We start from the raw sequence: 14,165 nt of genomic DNA on the forward strand, positions 1-14,165 counted from the left end.
AAGCTGGGCAAACAGCGGTTATACCCAGGATCCCCGTAAAAAACGCCGATCCCGCACAACTTTCGGGGCCCAAGGGGCGTCCAAGCTTTTACGCGGAGCATGTGATGCCCGGGTTTAGGATGCACCCTATTGCCACAAGTGGGAGGGGTTTACCACCATGGGTTCCCGTCTGTCGAGTGTCGCGCGCCTGACGGCGGCCGCCGCGGCGGCCGGCGTGCTGGCCGCCGCCGTCGCGTTGCCCGCGGTCGGCGGCACTGGAGCGATATTCGTCTCGGCATCCGAGGAACTCGGGATCAAACCCGAAGAGCTCAAAGAGCCCCCGCTCGCGGAGAAGACCACGGTCGTCGACGCCAAGGGCAACGTGATCGCGCAGTTCTGGGAGCAGTACCGCGAGTCGGTCACGCTCGACGAGGTCGCGCCGATCATGAAGACGGCCATCATCTCCATCGAGGACTTCCGCTTCTACGAGCACGGCGCCATCGACATCGAGGGCACCCTGCGCGCCCTGGCCAAGAACCTCTCCTCCGGCGGCATCGCCCAGGGCGGCTCGTCCATCACCCAGCAGTACGTCAAGCAGGTGCTGCTCAACTCGGCCACCACCGACAAGGAGCGCAACGCCGCCCTTGAGGCCAGCTACGCGCGCAAGCTCAAGGAGCTGCGCTACGCGATGGCGGTCGAGCAGAAGTACACCAAGGACGAGATCCTGGAGAAGTACCTCAACATCGCCTACTTCGGCGCCCACGCCAACGGCATCGAAGCCGCCGCCAAGCGCTTCTTCGGCGTCCGCGCCTCCGAGCTGAACCTCGCGCAGGCCGCGACCCTTGCCGGCGCCGTGCAGGACCCGAACGCGACCGACCCCAACCTCGGCAAGGCGCAGCGCAAGCGCCTGCTCGCCCGGCGCAACGTGGTGCTCGACCGGATGGCCGAGCTGAAGAAGATCACCCCCGAGGAGGCCGCGGAGGCCAAGGCCAAGCCGCTCGGCTACAAGGGCACCCCGCTGCCCGGCGGCTGCGCCTCCAGCAAGTACCCGTACTTCTGCATGTACGTGCGCAACGAGGTGCTCAGCAACCCGGCCTTCGGCAAGACGGCCAAGGCGCGGGCGCAGTTCCTCAACCGGGGCGGCCTGACCATCCAGACCACGATCGACCCGAAGATGCAGGCCGCCGCCGAGCGGGCGATCAGGAAGCACGTCTACGCCTCCGACGACCCGGTCGCCGCCGAGGCCCTGGTGCAGCCGGGCACCGGTCAGATCAAGGCGATGGCGGCCAGCCGCAAGTACGGCAACAACAAGCGCAAGAAGGAGATGTCGTACAACGTCGTCGCCGACGCGCAGCACGGCGGCGGCACCGGCTTCCAGGCGGGGTCGACGTTCAAGACGTTCACGCTGGTCACCGCCCTGAAGCAGGGCTGGAAGATCAACGACGGGTTCACCGTGGGCAGCGGTTACCGCGCGCCGTACTACTCGTCGTTCAAGAACTGCAAGAAGGAGAACATCGGCGACCCCACCCACACCGTCACCAACGACGAGGGCGGCGGCGGTTTCAAGACGCTGGCCACCGGCACCTGGCAGTCGGTGAACACCTTCTTCGTCATGCTGGAACAGAAGGTGGGCCTGTGTGAGACGATCCAGACCGCCAAGTCGCTCGGCATCCACCGCTCCGACGGGCTGCCGCTGACCGAGTACGAGACCTTCACGCTCGGCACCAACGAGATGGACCCGGTGACGGTGGCCAACGCGTACGCCTCGCTGGGCGCGCGCGGCAAGTACTGCAAGCCGATGGCGATCACCAAGATCACCGACCGCAACGGCAAGGTGACCACCTACCGGCCGCAGTGCAAGCAGGTGCTGGACCCCGAGGTCGCCGACGCGGCGGCGAACATCCTGTCGGGCGTGTTCACCAAGGGCACCATGCGGGGCGTGGGCGGCATCGGCCGGCCCGCCGCCGGCAAGACGGGTACGACGGACAACCAGGCCACCGCCTGGTTCGCCGGGTTCACCCCCGACCTCGCGGGCGCGGTCAGCATCGGCGACCCGCGCGGCGCGCAGGACCACAAGCTGAACAACATCACCATCGGCGGGAAGTACTACCCCTCCGTCTTCGGCTCCTCGATCCCCGGGCCGATCTGGAAGGACACGATGATGGCCGCGCTGAAGGGCGTGCCGCCCACCGACTTCCACCCGGTGAACACCGCCCGCTTCGGCGGCTGCGGCTCGGGCTGCGCGCCGGTCCGCCAGACCTCGCCGGACGACGCCACCAACGGAGACGACGGCATCGAGCAGCTCGACGAGGCGGACTCGGACTTCTAATGATCACCCGATAGGAGCGGTTTCCTCATTGTCGGATAAGACAAATCGGGCACGGAAATACCGTCGTGATCAGTTGACCTCGCGGAAACCTCTACGAGTTACCACCGCCTCTAGCTGAGCAAATTCGGAGTGCGTCCGCACACGCGGACGCACTCTCAGCAAAGGCCCTATTAACAACGGCGAAACATTGGTAACGTGGGAGCGCTCCCAGGATCTTTCCGCGAGGTGCTCCATGACCGAGCAGCCCACACTGGCACAGGTGGCGGCCGCTGCAGGGGTTTCCCCCGCGACCGCATCAAGAGTCCTCACGGGCTCGGTGCGGGTCAGTACCTCGACCCGCCGCCAAGTCTACGACGCCGTGTCCCGTATGGGATACGTCCGACAACGCGCACCCCGGGGAAGCGCCGCCAAGACCAGCACCGACGGCGTCACGGCGGTGATCTGCGACCACCTGCCCCGGCTTTTCTCCGAGCCCTACTACGCCCGGCTCCTGTCCGCCGCAGGCGCCGTGATCAGCGAACACGGCACCCATCTCATGGTGACCACCGTCACCCCGACCTCGTCCACGCTGCCCGCGTTATCCGGCTCCGTGCTCATCATCGGCGCCAGAGAGCGCCATCCCCTGGCCATCAAGTTATCGACATCGGGCATCCCGGTCCGCAACATCGGCCGGCCGCCCCACGACCTCAAGCTTCCGTTCGCCGACGTCGACAACCTCGACGGCGGCCGCCAGGCGGCCGAGCACTTCCTGCTCACCGGCCGCCGCAACGTCGCCGCCATCGGCGGCCCGCCCTCCTTACCCGGCGCCCGCGACCGGCTGGAGGGCCTCGTCCGCACCCTCCAGGCGGCCGGGGCGCCCGACGTCCCCGTCGCGTACGGTGACTTCACCGCAGCTTCAGGCACCCACGCCATGCAGTGGTTGCTGCGCCACGCACCCGGGCTCGACGCCGTGTTCGTGGCCTCCGACCTCATGGCGGCGGGCGCCATCCAGGCGCTGCGCAGAGCCGGACGCAAGGTGCCGGCCGACGTCGCGGTGATCGGGTTCGACGACGCGCCGGTGGCCCGGCACACCGTCCCGGCCCTGACCACCATCCGCCAGCCCGTCGAGGAGCTCGCCACGGTCGCCACCCGGCTGCTCCTGACCGGGGCGACGGGCGTCGACCCGGTACTCCCCACGGAACTGGTCGTCCGTGAGTCGGCTTGAGCCTGGGGACGTCCTGGCCCGGCGGTATCTGTTGCTGGATCCGCTGGCCCGCGGGGGCATGTCGGTCATCTGGCGCGCCTTCGACCAGTCTCTGCACCGGATGGTCGCGGTCAAGGTGCTCACGGCCTCGCTGCACGATCCGTTCGAACGGGTCAGCGTACGCAGCGAGGCCCGCGCCGCCGCCCGCTTCATCCACCCCGACTCGATCGAGATCTACGACTACGGCGAGACCGTCACCGCGAGCGGCAGCGTGGCCGCGTACGTGGTGATGCCGCTGCTCGACGGCACCCCGCTGGCCGAGCGCATCGAGCAGGGCCCGCTGCCGTGGCAGGAGGCGGCCGCCATCGGGCTGCGGCTGGCCAGGGTGCTGATGGCCGGGCACGCCCGTGGCCTGGTGCACAGGGACGTCACGGCCGAGAACGTGCTGCTCACCCCCACAGGGCCCAAGCTGCTCGACTTCGGCATCGCGGCCTGGGCCGGCGACCCCGACGACGACCGCGGCACCCCGCCCTACGTCGCCCCCGAGCGGCTGCTCGGCGTGCCCACGCATCCCGCCGTGGACGTGTACGCCTTCGGCGTGCTGCTGCACCTCATGCTGACCGGGCGCACCCCGTACCCGGAGACGACATGGGAGGAGATCGAGGCGGCGCGCAGGACCGAGCCGCCGCCCCGCGTGACCGGCGTGCCGAACGCCATCGCCACGCTCTGCCAGCGCTGCCTGGCGCACCGGCCGGAGGATCGCCCGACGGCGGCGCAGATCGTCGCCGCGCTGACCAGCGCGCTCGGCACCGCCTCGCTCGGCCGCAACGTGCGGCGCGGACTGACGGTGGCGGGCTCGGCGGCGCTCGCGCTGTCGGCGCTGCTGTGGTTTCAGCAGTCGGCGCCGCAGCGTGAGGCGCCGCCCGACCCGGTGGCGGTGCCGCCGTCTCCCTCGGCCCGGCTGATCGAGCGTTCGCCCGCATCGGCGCGGACGCTGGAGCAGGCCGCGGCCGAGTTCACGACCACGCTGGAGGCCAGGACGCCCTGCGGCGCGACGGACGACGACGTGGTGCTCGACCTCAAGCAGGTGCTGGCCGCCGTGGTCGCCCCCGCCCAAGGGCCGGCGCACGGGCCGTCCGCGCAGGGCCCCAGGACGGGCGAGCTGCGGCAGAAGCTCTCCGACCGGCTGCGCGAAGGCCGCCTGCGGCCGGCCTGCCTGAGCGAGCTACAAGCCAGGCTGGACGACATCGAGGCCGCGCTGGAACGCGACTGATCCCGGCGGTCCGTCTCGGGAAGGCTCCCGGCCCGGAAGGCTTCTCGGCTGGAGCAAGGGTGAGGGGTACGGCAGCACCAGCCGTACCCCTCGTTCGCGCGGGCCGGGCCCCTCGCAAAGCGTGCCCGCGCGAGCCTCAGGCGCAGGTGTAACCGTTCGGCACCTGCGAGTTCCCGTCCGGCCGCGACGCCTGGAAGCCGAACGTGGCGCCGGCGTTCGGCGCGAGGCCGCCGTTGTGCGGCAGGCTCCTGACCGTCACGGTGTCGCCGCTGACCGTGTACTCGGCGTTCCACATGCCGGTGATCTGATGTCCCGGCGGCAGCGGGAAGGTGACCGTCCAGCCGTTCAGCGTCGAGGTGCCGCGGTTGGTCACGGTGACGGGCTGGACGACGTAGCCGGAGTTCCACTCGCCTTGGATGGTCGCGGTGACCGCGCAGTTCCCGCCGCCGTTGCCGCCGTCTCCGCCGTCACCGCCTCCTCCGGTGGTGAACGAGAACGAGTTCACGCTCAGCCCGGCACCGCCGATCCAGGGCTCGAAGCCGGCCTGGACGCTGGTCAGGTACCACGACCGCTGGCCGTAGCCACGGCTGACCACGTCCGAGTAGAAGGTGTCGATGGTGAAGTCGAGCGAGGTGGCCGGCGAGGTGCGCACGTAGGAGATGACGTTCCAGCCGGTGTTGCCGAACCACACCTCCCAGGTCGCGCCGGCCAGGTTCGCGGTGCCGACCCGCGAGCCGATGGGCTGGATCGAGCCCTGCCGGTTGAGCCAGATCATCAGCTCGGCGCCGGTGTTCTGGCCATCGGTGCGCGGCGTGGGGTCGAACCACAGGTCGTAGGAGGCGTTGTAGGTGCCGGAGCCCGGATACGACATGCTGACGCTGCTCCTGAGCGCGGCGAAGCCGGAAGCGCTCGCCTGCATGGGCAGGTTGCTGCCGGTGGTGCAGTTGCCGTAGTGGCAGCCGGCGTAGATGGACGGGTATCCGGCCGGTGCGCCGCTGGTGGAGTTGTCGTGGTCGGACTGGGTGATGCTGAAGCCGCCGTTCTGGTTGACGTCGATGCACTGCGCGGTGCTCGCGCCCCAGACGTTGTTCTGCACGATGTAGCGGCCGCCCTGGATGCTCGCGGAACCGTACTTCTCGCAGATCACCGGTGCGGCATAGGCAGGCGACGCGACCAGGCCCAGCGTGAACAACGCCCCGATGAGCAAAAGGATGTGCGCGTTCCTCATGGCGTCTTGCTCCCGCCTCTCTGACAGGGGAGTGTAGTGGGAGCGCTCCCAATCGTCAGCCTTCCGGCGACGGAAACGTCCGGCAAGCATTCCTTACGTGCTTCATGGGCCGGGCGGGCGGTCACCAGCGCAAAGTGGGACCAAGATCGGATGAAAGTTTCACGGAAGATTGTCGAATCCCGAAAAGTCGTGATTCAATGCGCTGGCCGGGCGGGCAGGTCGTGGGCAGGTTTCCTCTGTCGTCAGCGCAAGGGAATCTCCACATGAAGTTGTTCAAGTCGGCGGGAATCACCGCCGTCCTCGTCCTCATCACCTCAGTGTTAATGGTGCCCACACAGGCGCAGGCGCACGGCGTGACGATGTTCCCCGGCAGCCGTACGTTCCTGTGCTGGCAGGACGGCCTGCGGGAGAACGGGCAGATCCAGCCGTACAACCCCGCGTGTGCCGATGCCGTCGCCCAGAGCGGCACCACTCCCCTGTACAACTGGTTCGCCGTACTGCGCTCCGACGGCGCCGGCCGGACCTCCGGCTTCATCCCCGACGGCCAGATCTGCAGCGGCGGCACCGGCGGCCCGTACGACTTCACCGCCTACAACGCCGCCCGTACCGACTGGCCGACGACCCACCTGACCTCGGGCGCCACCATCCAGATGCGGCACAGCAACTGGGCCGAGCACCCCGGCAGGTTCGACTACTACATCACCAAGAACGGCTGGGACCCCACCAGCCCGCTGAAGTGGTCCGACCTGGAGCTCTTCGGCAGCGTCACCGACCCGCCCAAGTCCGGCGGAGCGGGCGGCCTGAACTACTACTACTGGAACGCCCAGCTCCCGTCCGGCAAGAGCGGCCGGCACATCATCTTCACGCACTGGATCCGTTCGGACAGCGCCGAGAACTTCTACAGCTGCTCCGACGTCGTCTTCGACGGCGGCAACGGTGAGGTCACGGGCGTCGGCCCCGACGGCAGCAACCCCGGCCCGTCGCCCGACCCCGAACCGACCGAGCCGGATCCGGAGCCCAACGGCGACTGCACCGCCACCTGGAAGGCCACCGACACCGGCTGGGCCGGCCACTTCCAGGGTGAGGTGACGGTCAAGAACACCGGCACCAGCGCCATCAACGGCTGGACCGTCAAGTGGACCTACACCGGTGGCCAGGGCTTCGAAGGCTCGCCATGGAACGGCGTGCTCTCGGCCCAAGCGCCCAACGTGTCGGTCACGAACGCCACGCACAACGGGCAGCTCGCGCCCGGTGCCTCCACCACGTTCGGGTTCAACGCCACCGGCTCCATCCCGAACCCCGCACCGAGCCTGACCTGCACCAGCTCGTGATCACTTCGCGTCGCGGGCTCATCGCGGCGACCATCACCCTGGCCGGGATCACCCTGGCCGGGGTGATGTTCTTCGCGAGCAGGCAGCCGTCTTCCACGCTGAACGAGGAGCTCGCCGCGCAGGTGACACTGATACTCGAACAGGCGTCGCCCGGCGAGCACCACGCCCATGGACACAACTTCGAGTCCGGCGTCGTGTGCGCCGTCGAACCCTTCGGCACCGAGCCGCCGAACGCGACCTCGCTGGTCGAGGTGCGTTGGGTCTACGCCCGCCACATGTGCGCCGTCACCGGCGAGAGCCCCGAGTGGGCCTCGTCCGTCCGCGCCTCGGGGCCGATCGCCGTGAAGATCGGCATCCCGCCGCAGATCAAGGTGCCCGAGCCCGGCCCCGGCTATCCTGAGCGGGTCAAGCGGCTGATCCCCGAGCGCTACCATCAGCAGGCGTTCGAGGACTTCCAGGACGACAGCGCGATCGATGCCGCCCGCGAACGCTTCGCCCTGGCCTCGTCGGCGGCCAAGTAACGCTCTTGCGAGGCAGGGGTGCGCGGGCCGCCCCGGACGGCGCCTCCATCCCGCCGGACCCGCCCCAGCGGCGACCCGCCCCGACGACCGCGCGGCCCCATCCGCCCTCCGCACGCCCGGCCCGCCCTCCGCACGCCCGGCCCGCCCTCCGCACGGTGGCCCGCCCTCCGCACGGTGGCCCGTCCGACAGCGCTTCTGAGCGGCGACAGGGAAGCCGGTGAAAAGGGGCGGTGAAACACGGACGCGGCCGAGTGGAGGTTCGGCCGCGTCCGTCCCATCCGGGCGGGGATGGTGTTCGGGCAGGGATTTAAGGGTTCGCCTCACCTCCTCATACGCACCTGTGGGCCGACGGGTTCAGTGGAACCGCCCCCGCCGCTACTGCGGCGGGGGCGGGGTCTTCACGCGGTGGTGCAGGTGATCTCGGGGGTCGTGGACGTGCCGTTCGCGATGAACCCGAACGTCGCGGACGCGCCGGGCGCGAGCCCGCCGTTCCACGCCTCGTTGGAGACGGTCACCGTGCCGCCGGAGGCGGTGTGCCGGCCGCCCCAGAGCTGCGTGATCGTGCTCTGCGTGCTCCAGGAGACGGTCCAGCCGCTGATCGTGGAGCTGCCGTCGTTGGTGACGGTCACCTCGGCCTGGTAGCCGCCGCCCCACGAGTTGACCAGCGTGTACGCCGCAGAGCACCCGCCGGACGGCGACGAGCCGGACGTGGTGAACGACGTGCTCTCCGATGCCTGCGAGCTGTTGCCGGCCGCGTCGCGCGCCACCACGCTCACCGTGTACTCGGTGTCAGGGCTGAGCCCGGTGAGGTCGAACGACGTGGTCGTGGCCGTGCCTGCCTTGGTGGACCCCAGGTAGACGTCGTAACCGGCCACGCCCACGTCGTCCGTGGACGCCTCCCAGCTCACGAGGGCGCCGGTGGCGGTGATCCCGGACACCGTCGGCTTGCCCGGCCTGCTGGGCGGCGTCTGGTCGGCGGAGTCCTCGGTGGTGAACTCCGCGGTCTCGGACGGCTCCGAAGTGTTGCCTGCCGCGTCCCGCGCCACCACGTGGACGGTGTAGGACGTGGCAGGGGTGAGCCCGGTCAGGTCGAAGGACGTGGTGGTGGCGGTGCCTGCCACGGTGGACCCCAGGTAGACGTCGTATCCCGCGACGCCCACGTCGTCGGTCGAGGCCGTCCAGGTGAGCCGGGCCGATGAGCCCGTGATCGAGGAGACCTCGGGCGTGCCCGGCTTGCTGGGCGGCGTCGTGTCCTCTTCCTCCTGACCCGGCGGCTCACCCCAGATCTTGGTGTCGCCGCTGTAGAGGGTGATGCGGTCCGTACGCACCGGCGTGGTGCCCGGCGTGGTCGGGATGTCCTGGTACGACCAGTCGTTGGACGGGTCCCACGTCCCCGCGCTGGCGATCCGGAACTGCACCTCCCTGCGGTGCTGCGACTGACCGGCGGGCGCGATGGCCTGCCCCGAGCAGTCGATCTCCGCGTAGTACGTCCGCCCGCTCGCCTGGTGCAGCGTCGGCGCCTCGCACTGCGTATAGGCGGAGGAGACGCTGATCTGCGAGGCGGTGGTGTCGCCGTCGAGCGTGAAGTAGTAGCGGAACTTGCCGTCGGACAGCACCCGCGCCGGCCAGGCCGACTGGTTGCGCACGATGGCCTTGATCTCGGTGAACGTCGAGCCGGAGGCGTTCACGCCCGCTTCCACGAAGATCTCGGGACCGTCCGGGGTCTCCTCGACGGGGAAGTTCGCCGCGGGTTCGCCGCCGTACTCCTGGTAGAGCCGGGCCACCGCGCTGGTGAAGCCGGCGTTGTAGTCGGTGGCGACCTCGTTCATCACGTAGTCGTCACGCTCGTCGGTGTAGGCGTCGTTGGGGTCGGGCGGGCCGCCGACGAGCGCGCCGTACAGCGTGTGGCGGGTCTCCTCGGGGTTGGTGATCTGGTCCGTCCACGAGCCGTGCGCGGTCCGGTGGTGCGGGTTCTTCGGCGGGTTGTCGCCGAAGCCGATCACGTACGAGGAGTTGCGCGGGTTGTCGCCGAGCGCGTAGTTGATCTGCTGTACCGCGAAGTCGTGGTAGCGGGCCTTACGCGTGGCGTCGGTGATCGAGTCGCTGTGCACCAGCGCGGCGAACGCGGTGTTGGCCGCGTAGCGCAGCGAGCCCCACCGGTCGAGCACGGCCTGCCCGCCCGGCGAGTACGCCACCTTGGAGCCGTTCACGCCGACCGTCCACCAGTCGAGCCAGCGGTTGGCGTCGTCCAGGTACTGCTGCTTGCCGGTGAGCTTGTGCAGCAGCACGTACGCGCCGTACGACTTGTCGTCCCAGGCGATCGTCCACTTGTACGACTTGATGTCGGTCTGCGGCTCGGTGCCGAGGTTCGCGTACCCGGCTTCGGCCTTGGCCAGGTAGGACTCGTCGTTCGTGGCCCGGTAGAGCCAGATCGCGCCCCACACCAGCTCGTCGTTGTAGCCGCTCCAGGAGTTGTAGTAGCCGGAGGCGTCGGTGATGCAGTCGGTGTACTTCTGCCGGACGGTGTCGGCGAAGTTGTACAGCTGTTCGGCGTGCGTGACCAGCGTATCGGCGTAGGACGGGTTCGTCGGGCGGAAGACGATCGACGAGGCCGCCATGGCCGCCGCCGTCTCGCCCGCCAGGTCCGACCCGCCGCACGAGGCGTCGATCTTGTACGCGGGCCGGTTCATCGCCATCGCCTCGGCGGGGCCCCACCAGGCGTGGTCGGTGCCGCCGTTGCCGACCTGCCCGTAGAGCACGTTCGGCGACGGGTGGGCCTTGATGAAGTAGTCGTTGACCCACTTGAGGTTGTTGAGCAGGTGGGTGAGCTGGCCGGAGGAGACGTAGGCGTCGCGGTACTCGACCGCGCCCCAGGCCAGCATGGTGGCGGAGAAGGCCATCGGGAAGCCGAACTTGACGTGGTCGCCCGCGTCGTACCAGCCGCCCGTCAGGTCGAGTCCGACGTCCTTGCCGTCGTCGAGGCCCGAGTCGCCGCGCCAGGAGACGCGGTTCCAGTCGGGCAGCCTGCCCGACTGCTGGGCCTCGTAGAACCACAGCGACTTCTGCAGCGCCTCGCCGTAGGCGAAGGCGGGCGCGGCCTGCGCTGCGGCGGCGTGCGCGTCCTTCGCGGCGTGGGCCGCCGGCCCTGCCCCGAGCAGGGGCAGGACCAGCGACGCCGCGGCGATCATCACCGCTTTTCTCACGGGAACAACCGCCCGTACTCGGCGAGGGCGACGGCGACGTCCACCTGCGCCCAGAACCGGTGGTAGTTGAAGACCGGGGCGGGGCCGGTGCCGTCGAGGTAGTCCTTGACCTTCTCCCAGTCGGGGTCGTCCTCGTAGAACGACCTGATCGACAGGAACGTGGAGTCCGAGTTGATCGGGTCGCCGTTCGGCATCGTGCCGCTCCAGCCCTCCGGGACGTAGATCGGGTCGTCCACGCGCTGGTAGTCGGCCTTGGTCTCCGGCACCGAGACGCCCTTGTCGTCGCGGTTGGCCCAGACGCCGTCGAGCAGCGCCTTGGCGGTGTCCCTGGCCTCGGCGTGGTTCGCCTTGGCCGCGTAGTACATCAGCACCTTGGCGTACGCGCCGGCCACGCCGACGTCCTGCGTGTAGTCCTTGACGGTCACGTGCAGGTTCGGGTTGGCCGGCGGCATGCCGGTGTCGGAGTCGAAGTCACCGGCGGGAGCGCCGGTCCACTCCAGCGTGGAGGGGATCTCGTAGCTGCCGTCGGAGTTGATCGTGGTGTGGTCGAGCGCCCACTCCACCCACTTGTCGAGCAGCGCCTTGGCGTCGGCGTTGCCAGTGGCGTAGTAGAGCTGCGCCACGCGGTCCATCGTCCACGCCTGGAAGCCGAACCACTGGTTCGACGGCGGGTCGTGGTAGACCGGCTGCCAGTCGTAGGTCATGCCGTGGAACTTCGGCAGGTTCGACGGCGGCGTGCCGTAGTGGCCCTCCCAGCTGTTGGTCGCGCCGCCGGCGATCGCGCCCTCGGCCGACTGCAGCCACGTGTAGAACTGGAGCTGCCGGGTGAGGCTGGTGCTCCAGTCGCTGGCGCCGGTGGCGCTCTTCGGCTTGAGCTCGTTCACGTTCGACAGCGCCCAGGCGGCGAACGGGTTCTGGTAACCCGAGTGGCTGTGGCTCGAACCGATGCGCCAGGCCCAGCCGGCGCTCGAGTCGGTCGCGCCGCCCCACGCGTAGTACCAGCTCAGCAGGTAGTGCGAGGCGTTCTTGCCGGTGCCGGCCGGGCACGAGGGGCTCGTGCAGCCGGGCTGCTTGAAGTACTTGTCGTACATCGCGTAGCGGAGGTAGTCGCCCATCTTGGCGGCCTTCGCCACGGTGTCGGAGATCTCCGACTCCTTGTTCTGCTCCTTGGCCCAGGTCAGCGCCCAGTAGGCGGCCTGGACCGCGCGGGCGTCGGCGTCGGGAGCGTTGGTGTACTTCCACTGCTTGGCGTACGAGGCGTCCTTGGTGAACAGGTCCAGGTAGCCGTTCGGACCGCCGTGCGCGAACGTGTCGCAGGACGGCTGCGGGATCGTCTCGAAGACCGACTCCTCGGCCCCGCGCTGGTAGGTGTTGATGTAGGCGGGCTTGGTGGTGCCGTCGCCGCAGCGGCCGAAGCCGTAGGTGTTGTCGACGTCCAGCAGCCAGTGCATGCCGTAGATGTCGCGGGTGCCGTACGCGCTCTGCAGCTCGTTCGCGATCGGGTCGGAGCCGACCGACACGCTGCTGTCGAGCTGCGTCGGGTACTCGCTGATGTCGGTGTGCTCGGCGGCGTACGTCGCCGGCTTCGACGGGTCGTAGAACGAGTTCGTCGGCTGGTCGGCGGTGGACGGGATGATGTACTGCTCCATCGACGCCCACGCGGCGTTGAACTTCGACCAGTCGCCGGTCACCCGGCCGTAGGTGGCCTCCAGCCACAGGTAGTAGCTGTAGGCCTCGGACGTGGTCTCGTGACCGTGGTCCGGCGCCTCGACCATGAACGTCTCGATCGAGTGGTACGGCACGCCCTCGGGCGAGAAGTAGCCGTTGGCCGGGTCGTGGATCTCGTTGTACAGCTCGACGAAGCGCTGCACGTACTCGTTGTCGCCGCCGACGTCGTCGTCCGCCTCGTTGGCGGTCACGTCCACGGCGGTGTATCCGTCCGCGCTGACGCGGAAGACGGCCGAGCCGGCGGTCGTGTCCTCGTCGTCGGCCGCGCTGATCGTGAAGGTCTGCGCCTCGTCGTAGTCGCTCGGGGTGAACGTCGCGGACTCGGGCGAGACCGTGAGGTCGGTGTCACCGCTGACGCGGGCGACGCTGACAGTCACGTCCGAGGAGGGCTCCTGCGAGAGCCGGACGCTGAAGGTGGCCTCGCCCTCCTCGGGCACGGAGACCGTCGTCGGGCTGACGACGAGCGCCGGGCCGGTGTTCGGCGAGACCGTGATGCCGACGGGCGCGGAGGTGGTGACCAGGCCGCTGTTGTCGGTGGCGCGGGCGGTGATGGAGTAGCTGCCGGCCGCGACGTTCGTCCAGTCGTAGGTGTAGGGGGCGGAGGTGTCGGTGCCGAGCAGGGTGGTGCCCTGGTAGAACTCGACCTTGCTGATGGTGCCGTCGGAGTCGGAGGCGGTCGCCGCGATCGGCACGGTGGCCGGGGCGGTGAACGTCTGGCCCGCGGTGGGCGAGGTCAGCGTGACGGTGGGCGCGGAGCCGGTCTCACCGCAGGTGACGCCGTTCACGCTGAACGTGGTCGGGCTCGGGTTGCTGCCCGTCCAGGTGCCGTTGAAGCCGATCGAGACGGAGGCGCCGGTGGCCAGGTTGCCGTTGTACGGCATGTTGGTGGCGGTGACGCGGGTGCCCGACTGGCTCCAGTTCGCACCCCAGCCGCTCGGGGTGTACTGCTGGCCCGTGGTCGGGAAGTCGAAGGCCAGGGTCCAGGAGCTGATGGGGTCGCCGGTGTTCTTGAGCGTGATGTTGGCGGTGAAGCCGCCCTGGTTCTGGCCGCTGGTCCACTCGTTGGCCGCGTACGTCACGTCGCACGCCACGGCCGCCTGGGCGGGGGTCGCCGTGACGGTTGTGGTCAACCCTGCCGCGAGGATCAGGGTGGTGGCCACGGCGAGCCGTCTCGATAAGCGGGTCAAGAGGTTCGGAGGTCTGTGCTTCACGGGATCTCCAGGGGAGTAGGAATTGTGGGAGCGCTCCCAAACGGGATTGTGGGTGACGCTGCCCGTATGTCAACGGAATGGCATCGCGGTAACCCCCGCGTTTCCTCTCACCTGGCTGCCCGGGATGAAAGTTTCATCCGCGTTCCGGGGCATTAGACGAGCATGTGGGGCGGCTGAGG

Annotated in this window: 8 protein-coding genes; 5 read left to right on the forward strand and 3 right to left on the reverse strand. The window is 69.2% G+C overall.

Annotated features, from left to right (window positions below):
- The first annotated feature begins 157 nt into the window (after positions 1 to 157).
- From ACFMQL_RS12010 to ACFMQL_RS12020, 3 genes are all read left to right on the forward strand, one after another.
- Positions 158 to 2,308, forward strand: coding sequence for a transglycosylase domain-containing protein (locus ACFMQL_RS12010; RefSeq protein WP_364063809.1), 2,151 nt, complete (start codon positions 158 to 160; stop codon positions 2,306 to 2,308).
- A gap of 232 nt (positions 2,309 to 2,540) precedes the next feature.
- Complete coding sequence (locus tag ACFMQL_RS12015; RefSeq protein WP_364063812.1) at positions 2,541 to 3,512, forward strand: LacI family DNA-binding transcriptional regulator; 972 nt, start codon at positions 2,541 to 2,543, stop codon at positions 3,510 to 3,512.
- Complete coding sequence (locus ACFMQL_RS12020; protein WP_378785698.1) at positions 3,499 to 4,764, forward strand: serine/threonine-protein kinase; 1,266 nt, start codon at positions 3,499 to 3,501, stop codon at positions 4,762 to 4,764. Before ACFMQL_RS12015 ends, ACFMQL_RS12020 begins: the two co-directional genes overlap by 14 nt.
- Positions 4,765 to 4,900: 136 nt before the next feature.
- Here the strand turns inward: ACFMQL_RS12020 and ACFMQL_RS12025 are convergent, their stop codons facing one another.
- Entirely contained in the window at positions 4,901 to 5,992 is a 1,092-nt protein-coding gene (locus tag ACFMQL_RS12025) for a cellulose binding domain-containing protein (RefSeq protein WP_378785699.1), read from the reverse strand.
- A 263-nt stretch (positions 5,993 to 6,255) separates the two neighbouring features.
- Between ACFMQL_RS12025 and ACFMQL_RS12030 the strand changes: the two genes are divergently transcribed.
- The gene (locus ACFMQL_RS12030) at positions 6,256 to 7,323 is read left to right on the forward strand and encodes a lytic polysaccharide monooxygenase (protein ID WP_364063821.1); all 1,068 of its coding nucleotides are present in this window, start codon (positions 6,256 to 6,258) and stop codon (positions 7,321 to 7,323) included.
- The gene (locus ACFMQL_RS12035) at positions 7,320 to 7,844 is read left to right on the forward strand and encodes a hypothetical protein (RefSeq protein ID WP_364063824.1); all 525 of its coding nucleotides are present in this window, start codon (positions 7,320 to 7,322) and stop codon (positions 7,842 to 7,844) included. Before ACFMQL_RS12030 ends, ACFMQL_RS12035 begins: the two co-directional genes overlap by 4 nt.
- A gap of 398 nt (positions 7,845 to 8,242) precedes the next feature.
- Here ACFMQL_RS12035 and ACFMQL_RS12040 read toward each other — a convergent pair whose 3' ends face one another.
- Entirely contained in the window at positions 8,243 to 11,032 is a 2,790-nt protein-coding gene (locus ACFMQL_RS12040; RefSeq protein ID WP_378790152.1) for a glycoside hydrolase family 9 protein, read from the reverse strand.
- 11 nt (positions 11,033 to 11,043) lie between these two features.
- Positions 11,044 to 13,935 (reverse strand): glycoside hydrolase family 48 protein, encoded by a 2,892-nt coding sequence (locus ACFMQL_RS12045; protein ID WP_364063827.1) that lies wholly within the window; start codon positions 13,933 to 13,935, stop codon positions 11,044 to 11,046.
- Positions 13,936 to 14,165 lie beyond the last annotated feature (230 nt).

This window comes from Nonomuraea fastidiosa (assembly GCF_042751225.1).
Taxonomy (GTDB): domain Bacteria; phylum Actinomycetota; class Actinomycetes; order Streptosporangiales; family Streptosporangiaceae; genus Nonomuraea; species Nonomuraea fastidiosa.